General features: G+C 73.0%; 8 protein-coding genes. 1 reads left to right on the forward strand and 7 read right to left on the reverse strand.

Annotation, left to right across the window (positions count from 1 at the left end; genetic code table 11):
* On the reverse strand, positions 1-191 hold a 191-nt coding region (locus D7W79_RS20680; RefSeq protein ID WP_147441988.1), incomplete at its 3' end, for a helix-turn-helix domain-containing protein.
* A gap of 102 nt (positions 192-293) precedes the next feature.
* Positions 294-1,817, reverse strand: coding sequence for a GMC oxidoreductase (locus tag D7W79_RS20685; RefSeq protein ID WP_120527110.1), 1,524 nt, complete (start codon positions 1,815-1,817; stop codon positions 294-296).
* Positions 1,818-1,988: 171 nt separating this feature from the next.
* On the opposite strand from D7W79_RS20685, the gene D7W79_RS20690 reads away from it, so the two are divergent.
* Positions 1,989-2,978 carry an alpha/beta hydrolase gene (locus D7W79_RS20690; RefSeq protein WP_120527111.1) on the forward strand — a complete coding sequence of 330 codons (990 nt, stop codon included), beginning with the start codon at positions 1,989-1,991 and terminating at the stop codon, positions 2,976-2,978.
* 7 nt (positions 2,979-2,985) lie between these two features.
* Here D7W79_RS20690 and D7W79_RS20695 read toward each other — a convergent pair whose 3' ends face one another.
* From D7W79_RS20695 to D7W79_RS20715, 5 genes are all read right to left on the reverse strand, one after another.
* A complete protein-coding gene (locus D7W79_RS20695) occupies positions 2,986-4,431 on the reverse strand; it encodes a reverse transcriptase family protein (RefSeq protein WP_120527112.1) in 1,446 nt (481 codons plus the stop codon).
* A 396-nt stretch (positions 4,432-4,827) separates the two neighbouring features.
* Entirely contained in the window at positions 4,828-6,687 is a 1,860-nt protein-coding gene (locus D7W79_RS20700; RefSeq protein WP_120527113.1) for an SWIM zinc finger family protein, read from the reverse strand.
* The gene (locus D7W79_RS20705; protein ID WP_120527114.1) at positions 6,684-13,214 is read right to left on the reverse strand and encodes a HEAT repeat domain-containing protein; all 6,531 of its coding nucleotides are present in this window, start codon (positions 13,212-13,214) and stop codon (positions 6,684-6,686) included. The genes D7W79_RS20700 and D7W79_RS20705 overlap by 4 nt, the downstream gene beginning before the upstream one ends.
* Positions 13,215-13,226: 12 nt before the next feature.
* Positions 13,227-15,959 (reverse strand): hypothetical protein, encoded by a 2,733-nt coding sequence (locus D7W79_RS20710; RefSeq protein WP_120527115.1) that lies wholly within the window; start codon positions 15,957-15,959, stop codon positions 13,227-13,229.
* A gap of 57 nt (positions 15,960-16,016) precedes the next feature.
* Positions 16,017-19,246: carboxypeptidase regulatory-like domain-containing protein (locus tag D7W79_RS20715; RefSeq protein ID WP_147441989.1), on the reverse strand; the 3,230-nt coding region annotated here is incomplete at its 5' end.

Genomic DNA, 19,246 nt, shown 5'->3' on the forward strand with positions numbered 1-19,246 from the left:
GTGGGGGGCACGGGGCGGAGGGCTCGCGACATCAGCGCCTCCTTGGTGCCTACCCGGTGCAGCAGCGCCGCCTGCGAGATGCCCAGCCGCTTCGCGATGTCCTGCAGCGGAGCCGATGGTCCCTGGGCCAGGAACACGGCTCGGGCGGCTTCGTCGATCTCCGGATCGAGGACTCGTGGGGGACGGGACATGGGCGTGGGGGATTAGTTACTGACTGGTAGGTAACCAATCCATGCCGGTCCTGCAAGGGGCCCGTCCTTCCGGGCCCCCTTCGTCCCAGCTTCCGAGGGGCGTTAGAGGCGGCCGGCCTTGAGCTCGCCCACCAGGTGCGCGCAGGCGCGGACGGTGACGGCCATCATCGTCAGGGTCGGATTCTGCGGGCCCTGCGAGGGGAAGCAGGAGCCGTCCATGACGTAGAGGTTGGGCACGTCCCAGCTCTGGTTGAAGGGGTTGAGCACGGACGTCTTCGGGTCCCTGCCCATGCGCGCGGTGCCCACCTCGTGGATGGCCATGCCCGGCTTGGAGAGCGTCTTATTGATCTTCTCCACCGTGCAGCCGGCCGCCTCCAGCATCTCCTGGCAGGACGTGGCCGCGTCCTCCGTCATCTTCAGCTCGTTGTCCGAGTGCCGGCACTCGATGTGCGCCGCGGGGATGCCCCAGCGGTCCTTCACCGTGGCGCTCAGGGTGACTCGGTTCTCCGGGCGCGGGAGCATCTCGCCGAAGGGCACCAGGTGCATCTGGTCGTCGAAGGTGAAGACCTGCACGCCGTAGCCTCTCGCGAAGTCCGGGTGGCGCTCGGTGACGTTGCGGAACTGGGGGATGTACGCCCAGCCGTGCTCCTTCTGCTGCAGGTGCGAGGGCAGGCCCATGCGCGCCTCGATGCCCTGCAGGTACATGTGGTCCATCAGGTTCCGGCCCACGAGGCCGGAGCTGTTCGCCAGGCCGTCCGGGAACGCCCGGTTGCGCGAGTGCAACAGCAACCGCGTGGATTCAATGGTGCCCGCGGACACCACCACCACCTTCGCGCGCACCTCCTCGGAGGTGCCGGAGTTCGCGTCGATGAAGGACACCCCCGTCACCCGGCCCGTGTTCGGGTCGTGCAGGATGTGGCTGGCGATGGCGTGCGAGCGCAGCGTGAGCCGCCCCGTCTTCAGCGCCGCGGGCAGCGTCACCGGCGCGTTCGAGGTCCGCCGGGCGACGACGTGGCGCTGCGGCCAGCGGGCCTTCACCTTCTCGCGCAGGCGGACTTCACCGGGAGACAGCGGCGCGGGGGCGGAGAAGACGGAGTCCGGCAGCGTGTCCACACCGTCCGAGTTGCCGCGCAGGCCCATCCACCGCTCCACGATTTCGTAGGACGGCGCCAGGTCCGCGAGCGTCAACGGCCAGTCCGGGCTCAGCCCGTCCAGGCTGCCCGCCCGGAAGTTGAAGTCGGACAGCCGGTAGAACTGGCGGCCGTGGCTCCTCACGCCGGTGCGCCCGCCCACCTGCCTCGCGCGGATCCAGGCGAACGGCGCGTCGTCCGGCGTCGTGTAGGGGTTGTCCACGTCATCCACGAAGGCGTGCGGATGGAAGGGCCAGGCGAAGCTGGTGGACTGCACGGACTGGCGTGAGGTCCGGTCCGAGTCCGACTCGATGCGGTAGCCGAGCTTCTGCTTCACGCGGTGCATCAAGTGGAGCGCGCGGTCCGCCTTCTCGCTGCGGCCCGCCTCCAGCACCAGGACCTGGAGTCCGGCCTCCGTCAGCTGCTTGGCCGCCCAACCGCCACAGGCGCCGGAACCCACCACCACTGCGTCATAGACCGTCTTCGACGTCTTCATGCCTGCTCACCCGGACGGTCTTTCTGCCGCCGCTGCTAAAGTTCGCCTAAACTGTAAACCAGGGGCCTGTTGGTGCCTATAGGGTCTAAGTGTCTGGACGGTGCCAACACAAGCCCGGGGCGGCGGCTTCCGCCTCTGGTACTGGTCGCTTGCTGTCGGAGAGGGGCGGACATGGCTGGGCTCTTGAAGCGGATCCGGTGGGGGCGGGTGCTGGGCGTGCTGGTGCTGCCCGTCCTGGTGGCGGCGCTGGCGCTGGCGGGCCGCGCGGCGTGGCGTTCCGAGCAGTACTTCCACTACCCGAAGCCGGCGGCGGTGCTGCCCGCGGACTTCGCCACCGCGCGCGAGGTGACGCTGCGCACGGACGACGGGGTGGAACTGCGCGGCTGGTACGTGCCTTCGCGGAACAAGGCGGCGTGGGTGCTGGCGCACGGCCTGTCGCAGACGCGCATGGACCTGCTGCCCGAGGCCCGGGTGCTGCGCGACGCGGGCTATGGGGTGCTGCTGTTCGACCTGCGCGCGCATGGGCAGAGCGGGGGCGAGACGTCCACCTGGGGCGACAAGGAGCGCCAGGATGTGCGCGCGGCGCTGGCGTACGTGCGGGCGCAGCCGGAGGTGGACCCCGCGCGCGTGGGGGCGCTGGGGTTCTCCATCGGGTCCGCGGCGGTGGCGGAGGTGGCGGCGAAGGATCCGCAGGTCGCGGCGGTGGTGCTGCTGTCCCCGTTCAACACGCTGTGGCTGGCGGCGGCTTATGACTTCCGGCGCTTCGGAGTGGTGACGCAGACGGGGGCGCTGATTCCGTTCTGGCGGCGGGGCATCGCGCTGGACGAGGTGCGGACCATCGACGCGGTGGACCGCATCAAGCCCCGGCCCCTGTTCATCGTCGCGGGGACGGAGGAGTCCGGGCAGCCGCTGCTGGATGAGCTGTTCACGCACGTCGCGCCGTATGCGCAGACATGGCGCATCCCTGGCGCGTCTCATGGCAACTTCGTCGCGACTGCTCCGGAGGAGTATCCGCGCCGGCTGCGCGCGTTCGCGGATGCGGCGCTGAAGCCGGATCCCGTCGTGGAGACGGCTCCGGCCGTGGAGACGGCGCCCACGGTGGAGAAGAAGAAGGCTCCGGCGAAGAAGCCTTCACGGCGGACGAAGGCGGGGGCCCGCTGACCGGCGGCTATGCCTGCGCGGGCGGGGCGGCTTCGAGCTTCGCGAGCTGATCCAGGTACATGCGGCCCTTCACCGGATCCGTCATGTAGAGGAACGCCGCCATGCCCTTGAGCTGCTCCAGCGACTCGCCCTCGCGGCCGGGCTTGCCCTTCTGGCGGTTGTGGATGGCTGCCCGCAGGCGGCGGACCACGTCTCGCGGGACTCGTGCGGCGGGCGTGCCTTCCTTGGCTTCATTCACCACGAGCCCCGTGACGCGCTGACGGCTGCCCTTGCGGGCGACTCGCGTCTTGTCCGGGTGCACCGTGAAGCCCTCGGCTTCCACCACGTCCTTCACGCGCGCGAGCAGCACCGCCACCGGGGCGCCCTGCGCACGGCGCGCCTTGGGGGCCTTCGCCTTCGTCCAGGAGAAGGTCAGGTCGTCCGCGTAGCGCGTGTACGTGAAGCCCAGCTTGCGCGACAGCGCCGACAGCCGCTTGTCCAGGCGCAGGCACAGCGCGTTGGTGATGCCCGGTGACGTGGGGGCTCCCTGCGGGAGGGCCCGCGGCCCCTTCGCCACGTGCAGCGTCTTGCCCCGGAAGGACATCCGCTCGCGCGGGGCTTCCGTGGACATCAGCGCCAGCAGCGTGGAGGTGTTCTCCGGCAGGCCTCCCTTGCGCAGGAGGCCCTTCACCCGGCGCCACGTCACCGTGGGGAAGAAGTCCTTCAGGTCCACCTTCACCACCACGTCCGCGCCCCGGTGGGCGAGTGCGTTGGTGAGGATGGAGCGCCCCGCCACGAAGCCGTGCGCCGCGCCGTGCACCGGCAGCCGCTCCACGACGTTGGAGAGCACCCAGCGCTGTGCTTCCTTCAGCTCCGGCTTGGGCGACGTGATGGTGCGCTCGCCGCCCGTGCGCTTGGGGATGCTCCACGTCACGTAGTTGGAGCCCGTGTCCACGTCGCGGTGGAACGCGAAGCCGCGCAGCTTGGACACGCTCAGGCCCAGCGCCTTCGCCAGGTCCTCCGCCGAGTCCAGCGTGGGCAGGCCGTTCTGGCGCGCTCGCTCCTCGCGGTGCTCCAGGTCGAACTTGTCGGGTCCCCCCGCTTCGTTCCAGTGGATGCCCACGCCCAGGTGGTTCACGTGCGTGGCCTTCCACGCCTCGTGGGCCTGGCGCTCCAGCGCGCGGCGCTCCACGGACTCCGCCTTCTTCTTCTCCTTCCAGGCGTTCTTCTCCTTCTCCTTCAGCGAGGAGAAGTCCACCTCGTCCGCGAGCGCGCCCTTCGCGACGAGCTGCGCCTGCACCCATTCGTCCGCGCCGCCGGCCTCGGTGATGGCCTTCCAGCGCGTGAGGAGGGCGTCGTGCGCGGCCCTGGCGGCCTCGCGCTTCGCGGCGGTGTTGGGAGCGGCGGCGGGCGTGGTTTCAGCAACGGCCTGCGGCGGGGCGGCGGGGACGAACGACTCCAGCTTGGCGGTCATCGAGGCACCTTCGACGGGCGCGGCGGCTCAGGACGGGGTGCGGGACGAAGCGAGGAGTCGAGGGAGGCCAGGAAGGCACCACCAGCTCACCTGGGGCACGGTAGCCTCACCGGCTCTCCCCTCCGGTGCACTGGTACCCGGGTGGGAAAACGGCGGCTGCGTCGTTGGTTCCGCTTCCCGCCCGGGTACCAGTGCACCGGAGGGAGAGAGCCAAGAACAGGCTACCTTGCGGAGAGTGTCCAGCATTTCAACCAGAGCGGCGCAACGCCGCTCCCGCGCTCGAGGCGCTGAGGCTGATGCAGTCCAGACCTCTCTCGACTACTCGCTATTCAGTTGTCGTCCGGCACCTGAGTCCTTCCGGCCGCCCCGTCGGCGGCCGGGCCGTTGGTTGAGGGTTTACACCAGAGTCGAGGCCGCGTCGATGTAGCCGTCCGCGGTCAATTTCTCCAAACGGCTGAAGTACGCCGTCCGGGCTTCCGTGTCCGAGTCGAACCACAGGCGCTGGTGGCGCGAGTCGCCCAGGCGCGGGCCCCACGTGAGGGCCACCACCTTGCCGTCCAGCGACACGCGATACACCTGCTCCAGGCCCGTGGCCGGGTCGCGGCGCACGTACGCGCGCGTCTCCGCGCGGATGAGCTTGCGGCCTTCCGGCGTCTGCCGCAGCGCCTCTTCCTCGGCGCGGCGGCGCGAGTACGCCAGGCGCAGCGCGAGCATGTGCTCGCACGGGCCTTCGCGCAGCCCGGAGCGGCGGAAGTGCGGGCAGCCGCAGCCCGCGTCCTTCACGCGGCCTTCCAGGTCCATGGTGAAGCTGGGGAAGAAGCTGCGCACCGCCTCGCGGTCCACCACTTCGCCCTGGATGCGGGTGCCTTCGCCGACCAGGTCGTGCACCTGCGTGACCTTCACCTCGCCGGAGCCGGGGCCGCCGTCGCCGAGCAGACGGTGGGCGCGGGCTTCACGCTCGTTGCCGTAGCGCAGCGCGGCCTCGTCCACCGGGGTGGGCATCAGCTCGCGCGGGCGGTAGGTGCCGCGGGCCACGTCGAAGAGGACGCGGCCCCGGAGGCATTCGAGCTGGAGCGCGGCGCGCACCTGGTCTTTCGGGGCTCCCGCGTCCTTCGTCAGCACGTCGAAGGGAAGGGGGCCGTCCTTGCGCAGGCGCTGGCGCAGCTTCTCCGCCAGGCCCTCCGGCACGTCGCGCGGCATCAGCGCGTCGAAGGCGGCGGCGCTGGACCAGCCGCTCTCCGTCCAGCCGGTGAGTCCCAGCGTCAGCGTGGCCACGCCCAGGTCGATGACCCAGAACACCGGCAGGCCCGGACCCATGAGCTGCACGTGCACGCTCTTCGCGTGGGGCAATAGGCGCGCGAGCGCGGCGAGGCGCTGACGGCCGAAGGTGCGCACCACCGCGGGCGCGCTGCCGGTGTACGCGCCGCCGTGGCACTCCAGCACCTGCTCCCAGGGCTCCAGCACCAGCCGGGGCGGGGCGCCGGGGACCAGCTCGAAGCGCAGCGCGCGGGGGGCCTTCTTCGAGCGGCGGGTGCGCAGCGCGAAGAGCAGGTTGTACAGGTCGATGGGCGCGATGGAGCAGGTGGTGGCCGGCAGCGTCGCGGCGGACTGCACCTGGAGGAAGCCTCGCAGCCACGCGTGGGGGACCTCCACCGTGCGCGGGGCCCGGGGCTCCGTAGTGGGCGTGGCCTTCGCGGTGGGGGCGACGTGGGCCTCCAGCATCACCGGGGCGTAGGCGCGCAGGCGGTCCAGCCGGGCGGGCAGGTCCTGCGGCACGTCCAGGAAGGTGGAGCCGTGCGCCGCTTCGCGCTTGTCGAAGAGGCTGTTGTCGAAGGCGAGCCGCGCGTAGGCGCTCTCGTCGCGGGAGAAGACCTCCAGCGAGACCTGATCCGGATCCACCGTGAGGACGGGGTCGAGGACGGCGTCCTTCTTCTCCTCGCCCTCCAGCGCGTTGTCGAGGAAGGCCTTCTGCGCTTCCCAGATTTGAGCGCTGGCGCGCTTGCCCTGCTTCATCAGGTACGCGAGGTACGCGGTGCGGTCCCGGCCCCGGTAGCGCAGGTCGCTGGAGAGCACCGCGAAGGCGGCGGCCAGCGCGTCGCGGAAGAGGGTGGGGTCCTTCACCTGGCCACTGACGCCCACGGTGCCGCGCGAGCCCTCCAGGGCCAGCTGCACGCGCGAGGCGTCCGGCGTGACGACCACGTCGCTTTCCGCGGCGTAGTTCAGCGCGACGGGATGACGTGCGGTTGCGGTGCTCACGACGGTTGACCTTCCTTCCGGGCGCGCTCAGCGGCCCGGCGTGCACGTTTGTGGGCGCGGTAGGCCGCCTTGCGCAGCTCCACCGACTGCGACTTGTCGAACGCCGCCGTCTTCAGCAGCGCCGCGGCCTCGTCTCCACCCAGCCGTCCCAGCGCGGCCCAGGCATCCTGCCGGACCTCCGGCTTCGCGTCGGCAGCCACGGACTTGAGCGGCTCCAGGTCCTTCTTCGCCAGGAGCGCGGGGACCGCGAGCCGGCGGGCCTCGCTGGCGGTGAGCGCGGACTGCGCGACCTTCGCGCCCGTGGGGCCCAGGGCCACCGGGTCGAAGGGCTTCACCTCCAGCGCCCAGGCGGAGGACTGCTCCGGCACCAGCGCGGCCAGCACCGACGCGGCGGCGGAGCGCACGGCGGCGTCCGGGTCTCCCAGTGCGCCTCGCAGGGCCTGCGCTTCGTTCGTGGCCTTCAGCCGTCCCAGCACGCGCGCCGCTTCCTGGCGCACGGGGGCGGGGGCCTGGGCTTCACCCTTGCGGAGGATTTCGGCGGACGTCGCGACCAGCTCCTTCGCGCCCAGCCGTGAGCCCGCCCAGAGCAGGCGCTCCCAGGCGGCGGCCAGCGGCTCCTTCTTCGGAGGCTGCGCGGTGGCCCAGGCGGCGGCGGTGCGTCGTTCCGCGGCCACGAGCGCGCGGGTCAGTCCGGCCGTGTCCACGGCGCCGGCTTCACGCGCGTCACCCGTCCAGGTGCCCACGAGCCGCGCGGCCTCCTCGCGGGCCTCCGGCTTGTCGTGGCCGAACAGGGCGATGACCTCCGGCACGGGCAGCGCGCCACGGCGGGCCAGGCCTCGACGCAGACGGAGACGCAGCTCCGCGTTGTCCAGCGTGGCCAGCCGGGGCACGAGCAGCGCCGGGTCGCCCTCGCTGGCGAGGTAGGTGGCGGCGGGCTCGGAGATGTCCTCGTGCTCGCTCTGCACGGCGAGGAACTCCACCCGCGTGCGCTCCTTCGGGAAGAGGACGTCCAGCGCCTTGCGCGCGGCGGCGCGAAGGTCGTCGTCTTCCTCGTTCAGCGCGGTAGCCAGCGCGGGCTCGGCGGCCGGGTCTCCGAACTTGCCCAGCTGCTCCGCCACCGTGCGGCGCACGTCGTCGTCGACGTCGATGTCGGCGAGCAGGGCCTCCAGCTTCACCCGGGCGCGCTCTCCGCCCAGGGCGCGCAGGCCGCGCACACCGGCTTCCTGGCGCTGGGAGGCGTTGCCATCCGTGGCCGCGGCTTCCACCTTCTCCTCGATGCGGCGGCGGTCCTCGCCATCAGGCATCCGGTTCGCGAGCCGGCCCAGCGCCTCGATGGCAGCGACGACCATGTCCTCCTCGGCCGGCGCGTCCGGCGTGCCGCCGTTGGCCACCGTCTCCAGCTCGGAGAGGGCGCGCACGTCGCCCAGGGTGCCCAGCGCGAGCAGGGCGCGGCCCCGCTCGTGCGGCTCACCGGCGCGCGCGTACAGCAGCAGGGGACGCAGGGCGCTGGCGCGGCGCTGGTGGGCGACGCCTTCCGCCGCGGGCAGCATCAGCTCCCGGGCTCCGGCGCGGAGGATCTCCTCCAGCGGCTCCACCGCCGCGCCCTCTTCCACCACGCGCTTCGAGTAGTGCTCCACGGCCGCCGCGCGCACGGTGACGTCGCGGTCGCTGAAGAGCTGGACGAGCAGCGCGTCCTGGCCCTCGCTCTTGCCGTGCTCCAGCTCGCGGGCGGCGGCCTTGCGGACCTCCGGGTCCTGGCTCTTCACCGCCACGCGCAGGAAGCGCACCGCGAGCGCCGCGTCGCGCTTCTTCAGCTCGCGCTCGGACTCGTCCAGCTTCTCCTGCTCCGGCGGCCAGGTGAGCTGCATCGCCGCCGTCACGCAGGTGAGGCGCACGAACGGGGCCTCGTCCTCCACGCTCTGGCGCGCGAGCACGTCCAGCGCGTCCGCGCGGTGCGTGCGGCCCAGCGCGGCCACCAGCTTCGTGCGCTCCGGGATCTCCGTGGCCACCGACAGGCGCGCGGCGAGCGCGGCCACGGCGGCGGAGGTCCCCAGGCGGGCCAGGGCCTCCTGCGCACGGCGGGTCACGGCCGGCGTCTCCGAGCGCAGGAAGGTGCCCAGCACCTCCACCGCCCGGTCGTCGCCCCGGAACGCGAGGAGCTCCGCGGCGCGCAGCCGCAGGTCCTCGTGCTCGCTGCCCATCGCGCGGCCCAGGGCCTCCGTGACGCGCGAGTCGTTGGCGCCCGCGAGCCGTTCAATCACGCCCACGCGCAGGTCGGCATGCTCGCTGCCCAGCGCGGCCAGCAGCGGATCCAGGCTGCCCGGCGGGCTCAGCTTCTCCAGCAGCTCGAAGGCGGACTTGCGCACCTCCGGCAACGGCGAGTTGAGCGCCGCGGCCACTCGCGGACGGGCCTTGTCACCGCGCTCCGCCAGCTCCTCCAGCGCCGCGCGCGCCACGTCCGGCGCCAGCGAGGCCAGGGCCAGCGCCAGCGGCTCGTCGCTGCCGGCGGGGTACAGCTCCTTGAGGCCCGCGAGCGCGGCGCGGCGCACCAGTTGGTGCGGGTCTTCCAGCGCGCGCAGCAGGGCGGCCACCGCGGCGGACGTGCCCGCGTAGCCTTCCTGCGTGAGCTTCACCACGCGGTCCACGGCGTCGCGGCGGACGCGGTGGCCCTCCTCGTCGCCCGCGGTCACCTGGCGCAGCAGGCCCACGTAGGCGCCGAACGCGAGGCGGCGCAGGTGCTGACGCTCCGCCTGGGTCGCGCTCTGCGGCGTCGCCGATGCGCCTTCCGGCGGCTTCACCGCGGAGAAGAGGCGGCGCAGCCAGCTCTTGCCCGTGGCGGAGGCCGTGCCCTGCTTCTCCGGCGTGGAGGGCTGCACCACGTGCGCGGCGCCCTGGGCCGTCTCCGGCTTCCAGGGGGCCTGGAGCGAGCTGGGCCGCGCGACCTTCTGCGCTTCACGGAAGTAGTCCAGCGGCTTGTTGCGCAGCAGCAGCACCTGGGCCGCCGCGTAGCGCTGCTCCGGCTGGCCGCTGGAGAGGGCTTCGGCGAGCCCGATCACGCGCTTTGCCCGCTCCTCCTCCGCGGGCCAGTCCTTCATGTCGCCGGCCTTCTCCGGACGCGGCGGCAGCAGCACCTCCACCAGGTGCGCGCGGTAGGCCTCCGGCTCCGTGCGCAGCTCCAGCGCGCGGGCCGCGGCGTAGCGCACCTCCGGACGGCCGCTGGACAGCGCGCTCGTCAGCAGGTCCGGCGGTCCACCCTCGCGGCTGGCGCGCAGGTCGCGTGCGAGCACGATGGCGAAGACCATCTCCTGCACCTCGCGCGCGGAGTCCTCCAGGCCGTGCAGCAGGCCGCCGTCGCCCTCGGGGCCCAGGGCCGCGAAGGCGAGGATGGCGCCCAGGCGGATGGGCAGGTGCTCATGGCGCAGATTTCCCGTGAGCACCGGCAGCGCGCGCACGTCACCCAGGCGCGCCAGACCGTCCGCCGCCCACGAACGCGCCGCCACCAGCGAGTGGCCCAGCGCATCCAGCAGCGCCCCCTCGTCGCCCCGGCGGCTCGCGGTGGCGAGGCCGCGCGCGCCCTGCTCCTGGAGCTCCGTCAGCTCGTGAGGCAGGAGCGTGGTGGCGTAGAAGCCCAGCAGGCGCCGCGAGCCCAGCGTGGCCAGCGCGCGTGACGCGCGGAAGCGCAGGGGGACGAGGAAGCCGGGCGGGTACATCCGCTCCAGGTCCTTGTCCGTGATGAGCCCGCGCATGGGCTCGATGATGTCCTCCGCGCCGCGCGGGGCGAGCAGCTCCGCGGCCCGCACGCGCACCGGCAGCGCCGACGCCGCGATGCCCGCGAGCAGCGGCCCGTTCTCGTTCGGGATGAGCTTGTCCAGCGCCTCCAGCGCCGCGACCGCCACGTCCAGGTGCTCGTCCTGCACGCGCTTGAGGAGCGCGGAGCGCAGGGTCTCCGCCGGGGCGTGCACGGCGCCCTTCGCGGCCTTCTCGCGCAGGGCCGGGTGCGTGGAATTGAGCGCGGCCAGGTGCGGCTCCGGCTTCTCCTTGCCCGCGAGCTTCACCCACGCCTCGTAGGCGGCGGTGGCCACGCCCGCGTCGCGGTCATCCACGGACTTCTTCAGCCGCTCCAGCGCCCAGTCTTCCGTGCCCTTCTGCGCGAGCACTTCCACCGCGCGGGTGCGCAGGTCCGGGAAGCGGCCCGCCAGCGCGCGGTCCAGCGCCTTCACCGGCTCCTGGTCGTTCCACGCCCACAGCGTGCGGAAGGCCTCGCCGCGCACCTTGGCGGATTCGTCCTCCAGCGCGTCGCCCAGCAGCCCCTCCGCGCCCTCCGCCTTCGCGCCCAGCTTCACCAGCCGGTCCAGGCCGCGCACGCGCACGTCCTCGTGACCGGAGCGCAGCGCGGCCTCTGCGGCGGACAGCGGCGCGTCCGAGTCCAGCGCCACCACGGCCGACAGCGCCGCCGCGCGCACGTCCCCGTCCGCGTCGTCCAGCATCCACACCAGCCGCTCGCGGGCGCGCGGATCCTGCAACGCCTGGAGCGCGGTGGCCGTCTCACGGCGGATGGCGGCGTCGTCCTCGCGCGACAGCTGGAGCAGCGCGCCCAGGGCGCGGCCGTCACCCAGCTGCGCCAGCACGCGCGCGCCACGCACGGCGGTGTCCGGCATGCGGCACGCCATGGCGGCGAGCAGCGGCTCCAGGTCCGCTTCCGTCAGCGCCTGCCCCGGCGGGGTGTTGGCGAAGAACTTGTCGCGCGAGGCCGTCAGCTCCGCCTCGGTGGTGAACTTCGCCTCCGCTTCGCCCGTCGTGCGCTTCGACTGGAGCACCAGGATGCGGGCGACCTCGCGCACCGTGCGCGCGAACTCCTCGTCCTTCGCCTCCAGCGTGGCGGCCAGCGCGCGGCGCTCCAGCACCCGCACCGCGAAGGCCACGCGGCGCACGTCCCGGTCCGCGTCGTCCAGCGCTCGCGCCACCAGCGGCTGCAGGCGCGGGTCTCCCAGCAGGCCCGCCACCGACGCGCGCAGCAGCACCTCCACCTTGAGGGCCGCGGGGCCGCGCTCGAAGGCGAGCTTCAGCGGCTCCGTGCTGCCCTTGGGCGACACGGTGGTGAGCGCGTCCAGCGCGGCGGTGCCCACGTCGGGGTGGGTGTCCGACAGCTTCCCGGCGATGAGCCCGGGCACCAGCGGCGACGCGCTGCCCTGCTTCGCCAGCAGGCGCAGACCCTGCACGCGCGTGTCCACGAAGCGCGAGTCCAGCGCCGCGCGAGGAGCCGCCAGGGGCGACTCCGTCTCCAGCTTCACCAGCGCGTCCAGCGCGGCGGCGCGCACCGTCTTGTCGTCGTCGTTGAGCCGCTCACGCAGCTTCGCCCGCGCGGCGGTGCGGCCGTGGTTGCCCAGCTCCGTGGCCGCCAGCCGGCGCGCCTCCGGCTGCTTGTCCGAGGCCAGCACGCCCAGCACGAACTCCAGCGCCTCCGGCTCCTGGAGCGCCACAGCCTCCTTCACCGCGGCCTCGCGGCGGGGGAGGGCGGCCTTCAGCGCCTCGTTGAGGACGTCGAAGCCGTGCCCGTACGCCGTCGTCTCGTCCGTGGGCTTGCCGTCCGTGCCCAGCGTGATGCGCGTGACCCGGCGCTCCTCGCCGCCCACGAAGAGGGAGCCCAGCAGCTGCTTCGCCTGACGGGGATTGGCCGGGGGCGCGAAGGCCACGGCGCTCAACGCCTTGCTGCCCAGCTCGAAGGTGCGCGGCTTGCGGCGCTCGTCCAGGCGCCAGACCTTCAGCTTGCCGTCGCTGCCCACGGACGCGATGCGCTCCGCGGGGTCCTGCCCGGGTTCCGCCTGCGGCGTGGGCGGGAACACCAGCCCGAGCACGGAGCCCGCGTGGCCGCTGTCCTTGTCGCCGCGAACCTCGAACTCCACCGCGCCGACGAGGTAGCCGATGCGCAGCTTGCCGTCGTCGCCCGCGGAGACGAGCCGGCCGTCGCGCGGCGTGAAGGCCAGCGCCCGCACCGCGCCCTCGTGGCCCGGCATGTCCCGGCGCGCACCCGTCGCCACCGTGAACGCGCGCACCACGCCGTCATCACCCGCGCAGCCCACGTACGTGTGCGTGGGGTCCACCGCCACCGCGCGCAGCGGCTGCGACGACGCGCTCCACTCCTTGAGCTTCTTCGTGCTGTCCCAGTCCCAGGCGCGCACGAAGCCGTCCACGCCGGCCGTGTAGAGCACCTTGCCGTCCGGGCTCGCCGCCACCGCGGTGCAGCCTCCGGGGTGCGCGTTGTGGAGCTGGAACTTCACGGTGCCGTCGGTGAGCGACCCGAAGCGCACCGTGCCGTCCGCGCCCGCCGCGGCGAACTGCTCGCCCGACAGCGCGAGGCCCAGCACGTGCGCGGGCAGCGGGGAGGTCCACAGGACCTTGTTGTTGGCGGCGTCGTACGCGGTGAGGCGGCTGTCGACGGCCGCGCGCGTACCGCCCACGAGAATCAGGCGCGCATTGGCGGCGAGCGCACGGACCTTCTCGATGTTGCCGATGGAGAGGTTGGCCATGGTGTCGTTGTCCTAGATGCCGCCGAGCTGCACGCCCGGGTGTGCCGCACGCAGTTGCACCAGCGAGGCCAGGCAGCTCTGCCACTCGCCCTTCGCCACGGAGCCGGTGAACTCGCCCAGCACGGGCGCCACCACGCGGGCGAAGCTCTCGTCTTCCAGGCCCAGGTCGCGCACCAGCTCCACCACGCGGCGCTTGGCCACGCTCGCGGACAGCCGGCGCTGCACGTCGCCCTCACGCGCTTCCTTCGCGCGCCCGGGCGGCAGGCCGAACAGCATGCGCCGCAGGAACGTGCGCAGCGCCTCCACGTCGCCAAAGCGCGTGGTGCCGCCCGCCTCGCGCTCGTCCTTGCCACCGCCCGCGGGCTTCCAGCCCTCCGGCAGGTGCAGCGGCCGGTGCTTCTCCCAGAGCAGCCGCACCGCGAACAGGCCCACCTCGCGGTCCGCGCTCTGCATCAGCCCGGACAGCCGCTCCGCGCCGCCCAGCCGCGCGTAGTGCCGGCGGATGAGCTCCACGGCCACTTCGCGCGTGCTGCGCTTGGTGGACTCCGTGAGCGCGAACACCTTGCCCGCGTCCAGCTCCTCCGGCTGCAACGTGTGGCGCGCGTCCGCGCCCGGCTCGCCCGCGTTGAGCAGGGCGTCGTAGGCCAGGTTGCGGATCTCCTTCGCGTCCGAGTCCGCCAGCTCGTACACGCGCGTGATGTAGCCCCACGCGCGCAGCTCCGAGCGGGCGATGGTCAGCGCGAAGCGGCGCACGTCGTCGCGCGCGTCGAACAGGGCCGGCCACAGCCGCTCCGCCGAGTACGCCTTGCGCGGCGCGCGGGGGCGCAGTTCGTAGGACTTGGACTCCGGCTGCTCCGGCCCGATGCCCGGGTGGTGGCAGCGCAGGTACATCTGCGCGAACGCGCGCACCGGCGGCGGCTGCTTCGCGCCCAGCGCCAGGTCGAACAGGCGCTCCAGGCCCGCGTCCGCGTCGCCCGAGTCGCTGAAGTCCGCGGGCACCACGTTCGCCAGGAGGTAGCGGTGCGCGAAGTCGTGCAGCTCCGGGTCCGCCCGCCGCGCCAGCGCCAGCAGCCAGGGCACCGTGAGCTGCCGCGCGGTGAAGAGCTTGCGGTTGCCGAGCAGCTCCAGCGCCGTGCCGCGGAACTTGCCGTTGAAGACCAGCGCCTTCACCCGCTCCACGTCCAGGCCCGGCAGGCTGTCCGCGCGGGTGAGCCACTGCGCCGCCTGACGGCCCAGGCGCGGGTGCGCGACGAGGTCCAGGACCCACTCCGGCCCGATGTCCGCGACCTTGTAGGTGGACAGGGCCTTCATCGCCACGTCCTCCACGATGCGCTGCCGGGTCGAGTGCTGCTTCGCCTCCGTGAGCGCCACCTTCCAGAAGTCCGCCGGCATCTCTCCGGCCGCGTACTTCGTGGCGACGTAGCCCTTCGCCCAGTCCAGCTGCTGCTGCTTGCCCCAGAGCAGCTCGCGCAGGAAGTCGTGCGTGAGCTCCGCGCGGTCGAAGGACTGCTCCAGTGACTTCGCCGCGAACGCCGCGGTGGGCTTGGACACGAGCAGCCGGCCCAGGAGCGGCAGCCCCAGGTCGCGCGGCTTGTGCTTCTCCAGCGCGGCGGCGGCGAACTTCTGCACGTCGTCCTCGCCCTTCTCCACCAGCTCCGCCAGCCGGTCCGGGGCCAGGTCCTGCGCGTGGCCGCGCGCGTACTCGATGGCGTAGGCGCGGGCCTTGTCGCTGGGGGAGAAGAGCAGCGCGAGCACGGCCTCATGCAGCCCGGCCGCGCGCAGCTTGCCCTGGTGGAAGTCCGGCGAGCCCTGGAGCGTCTCCACCAGGAAGTCGTGCGCGCTGCCCAGCGGCCGGCGCGCCAGCCGGTCCAGCCACGCGGGCGTCACCTTGCGCAGCGCCTCCGGGTGGTCCTTGCGCAGGCCCTGGATGGCGAACTTCGCGGCGGGGTCCGACTGGCACGTGTCCAACAGGCGCATCAGCGCGTCCGGCGAGCGCTTCCACGCGTCCGGGTACATGCGCTGCTTCACCATGTCGTTGGGCGGCTGGATGGCGAAGCGCGAGGCCGTATAGCCCTTGCTGTTGTGCGCCCAGACGTGGTGCGCCACCCAGCACTGCGACCACGTCGTCTCCGGGTCGTAGTGCCGCAGGACCTCCACCGCGAACTGCGGGTAGAGCTCCGGCACGGCCGCACCCAGCTGGCGCAGGAAGCGCCACGCGCGGCGCTGGAGGTAGGTGAGGGTGCCGCTGCCCACCTCGCGCTCACGGCGCCGGCCGCCGCGCTCCGTGTCGAAGCGCCACGCCAGCGCGCCGAACATCTCCGCGTCGTGGCGCGCCTCCGACAGCTTGTAGATGCGCTTGAGGCCCGCCCACAGGCCGAACTTGAGCGGCGCTTCCTTCACCAGCGCGATGAGGGCGGCGCGCGCGGGCTCGGTGTTCTTCTCGTACAGGGACACCAGCAGGTCCGCGAGCGCGAGGCGCGGCGGCAGCGGCACGTCCTTCTGCGCGAGGAAGCGCTGCCACGCCTCATGCGAACCCTTGCGGCGGCCCGGCTTGTCGCCGCTCGCGCGCGCCTGCTCCAGCAGCTGCTTCAACGCGTCGAAGGAGAGCGCGCCCTGCGGCAGCGGCGCGTCGGACGTGCGGTCCGGCTGGTCGAGGAAGGCCAGCACGGACTCGGCCAGGTCTGGGGCTTCCGCCCTGGCCAGACGTTCGAGGTCTGCTGCGCTCAGCGCGTCGCTCGGGGTCATGGGGTGTGGGGTTTAACACAGCTCCCTCACACCGCGAGGCATGATGGACCCGCCCGCTCACCACGGCAGCGCGGGCACCTCCACGTCCTGCACGTCGGCGGTGCCCACCGTCACGTCCTGGCGATACGACAGCCAGCGCCCCTCACGTTCTCGCAACACGAGAAGCGTGTAGGGCCCGGGAGGTACGTGGGCCCAGCCATCCCCGCGCTGCATGCCCGGCATGAGCGCCTGTTCGCGCAGCCACCGCACCTGCGCCTCCGAGCTGGACTCCGGTGGTGCCGGGACGCGGCCGGGGAGGAGGTAGGGCGTGCCCTGCATTCCGCGCTCGCCCCAGCGCAGCTTCAGCTCGGTGCCCTTCGTCGTCACCGTCAGCTCCAGCCGGGTGACGCGTTGCGGCTCGACGTGCACCATGCGAGGCAGGAGGGTGAAGTGCCTGGCGTTCCCCGAGGGCCTCACCAGGTATTCGCCCGGGTCCAGGTCGTGGAAGCTGGCCACGCCCCCGTGGGTGACGGCGAGTTGATGGGTGTCCGGGGCTTCCTTCGAGCTGACGGTCAGGGGGAGCGTCACGGGCTGGCCCTGGTCGTCCCGCACGGAGACCTCCAGGCGGGTGGCGGAAGGCAGACGCAGCTCGAGCGTGTCCTCGGTGCGGCCCAGCGTGCGCTCCAATGACGCGTGCTCCGCCTCCTGCACGGTGAGCTGGTACGGCCGGGACTCCACGGCGGGCAGCTGGAAGGTTCCATCCAGTCCGGTGAGGACGTCCGCGAAGGAGCTGGCGTATTCCGCGTTGCCGACGTCCTCCGGCCGCAGCGCCAGGGAGACGGTCACGCCGGCCAGCGGGGTGCCGGTGGCGTCGTCCACCACGCGGCCCTTGATGACGCGGCCGACGTCCACGCGCACGGTGCCCAGGTCCACGTCGCGGCCCGCGGGCACGTCCACGTCGCGCTGGGTGAGGGCGTGGCCGGGCACCTCGAAGGTGAGGTGCTGGGGGCCGGGCTCGTCCACGAAGACGGTGAAGGCGCCCTTCGGGTCGCGCACGGCTTCGTCGTTCACGGTGAAGCGGGTGATGGGCGTGCCGTCCTGCTTCACCAGCCGGCCGGTGACGCGCCCCTGGAAGGCCAGGACGATGCGCACGTCCATGTTCCCCGCGCGGGCGATGACCTTGGGGCCCTCCTGGTCCTCCAGCCACCGGTGGATGCGTTCGCTCATCTCCTCGGGGGTCTCGTCGTCCGGGGCGAGCTCGGAGTCTTCGTCGGCGTCGCCCTTCCCGGGCGGCTTGGGCAGGGCGTAGCCGGGCTTCACCACCTCCAGCTCGTAGTCCCAGTCCCTCGCCAGCGGCTCCAGGACGAAGCGGCCGTCGGGGCCGGTCTTCGTGGAGAGGGGCGAGAACGAGCGTCCGCCGCTGGCCTCGTCCTCCTTGGCGGTGGCGTCCACGGCGACGTTCGCCAGGGGCCTGCCCTCCGCGTCCACGACGATGCCGCCCACCCGTCCGTCCAGGTCCAGGCGCAGCGCCAGCTCCACGGTCTCCGAGCCCCGCAGCACCACGCGGTCGGGCATGAGGCGCTCGTAGCCGCCCTGGTTGGCCCGCATCCACACGGTATAGGTGCCCGGCGGAAGGCCCTGGATGGCGAAGCGGCCGTCCTCTCCCGTGGAGCCCGCGAAGGTGTTGCGGTCGGGGATCACCACCACCTCGTCGCCCGAATCCTCGTCGGGGGACTCGGAGGGGGCTTCTTCCGCGTCCTGCTTCACCAGCGTGACGTCCACCTCGTTGACGGGGAGGCCGCGCGAGCTGGTCACGGTGCCGCGCACCGTGGCGCCCGCGTCCAGGGCCAGCTTCAGGCCGGACGTGGGGGCCCGGACCTGGAGCTTGCGCGGCAGGTAGCCCTCCGCTTCCACGGTGAGGGTGCCGGACAGGGGCTGGTCCACCTTGATGGCGAAGTGGCCCTCCGCGTCGGAGGTGGCGTCGAAGGTGAGGGGCTCCTCGCGGGGCGGGTGCATCACGATGAGCGTGCGCGCCATCACGGGCGGAGGCGCCCCTTCCAGGCGCTTCTGTTTCGGCGGACGCAGCGACAGGGAGACATCCGCCAGCGGCTTGCCCGCGGTGTCGGTGACGTGGCCCTCCACGAGGAGGGCGGGCGCGAGGACGAACTCCAGCGGAGGGCCCCCGGCGGCCACGGTGCGGACCGCGGTGAGGTCCAGCATCCGGTCCGCCTCCACCTGGAAGGAGTAGGAGCCGGCGCGGAGGGGGCCCAGGCGCACGCGGCCGTCCGCGTCGGTGGTGCCGAGCGGCTGGAAGATGCCCGAGCCATAGCGCTCGGCGATGTCGGTCTGGAGGTCGGCGTTCACCTCCGCGTTGGCCACGGGGTTGCCGGCGGCGTCGCGCACGGTGGCCTCGACGAAGAAGGACGTGCCCAGGCGCAGCGTCACCGGGGCCTCGCGCTGCTCTTCCGTGAGCTTCACCGTTTCGCGCGCCTGGAGGCCGCCCTGCTCCGCCTCCAGGGTGTAGTCGTCGGGGGCCAGGCCGTCGAAGGTGAAGCGCCCCTGGGCGTCGGTGGTGGCGACGCGGTCGCCGTCGACTTCCGTGACGGTGGCGCCCGCGACGGGCTGCTCGCCGTCCACCACGGTGCCCACGATGCGCCGGGGGGCGAACATCACCAGGTCCGCCACCAGGGGACCCGCGGCCAGCTCCTGCTCCCACACGGGGAGCCTTCCCGGGTGGAGGGCGAGGAGCCCGTAGGTGTCCGCGTCAGGCAGGGGGCCCACGGAGAAGCGGCCGTCCGCGCCGGTCCGCGTCTCGAAGTAGCGCGCCGTTCCCGTGTGCAGCACGGTCAGCTGGACGTTGGACAGCGGGGCGCCGTCCTCGTCCACCACGCGGCCGGTGACGGGATGGCTGGACGCCAGCTCCAGCGTCACGTCCTGGGTGCCGGTGACGACGTCCTCCTGGAGGCCGGCGCTCCGCGGGCCCAGGGCCCAGAGGGTGACCTTTCCCCCAGGCAGGTCCTCCAGGGTGAAGGTGCCGTCCTGCGCGGAGGTGGTGCGCGACAGGACGAAGGCCCCGCCCCGGTGGGCCTCCATCAGCTCCTGGACCCAGCGGGAGGCGGAGACGGAGGCGCAGTCCTCCGAGAGCAGGGAGACGCCGGGCGAGTCCGTGGCGTCGCACGGCAGCTCCGACAGGGTCTCCCCGGGCAGGCCCACGGAGGCGGAGACTTCAATCCCGGCGACGGGGTGCCCCTGGAGGTCGACGACACGGCCCCGGACCTGGAGGGCACCCTGGGGCGGCGCGGGCGGGG

The sequence above is a fragment of the Corallococcus exercitus genome (assembly GCF_003611585.1).
GTDB classification, from domain to species: domain Bacteria; phylum Myxococcota; class Myxococcia; order Myxococcales; family Myxococcaceae; genus Corallococcus; species Corallococcus exercitus.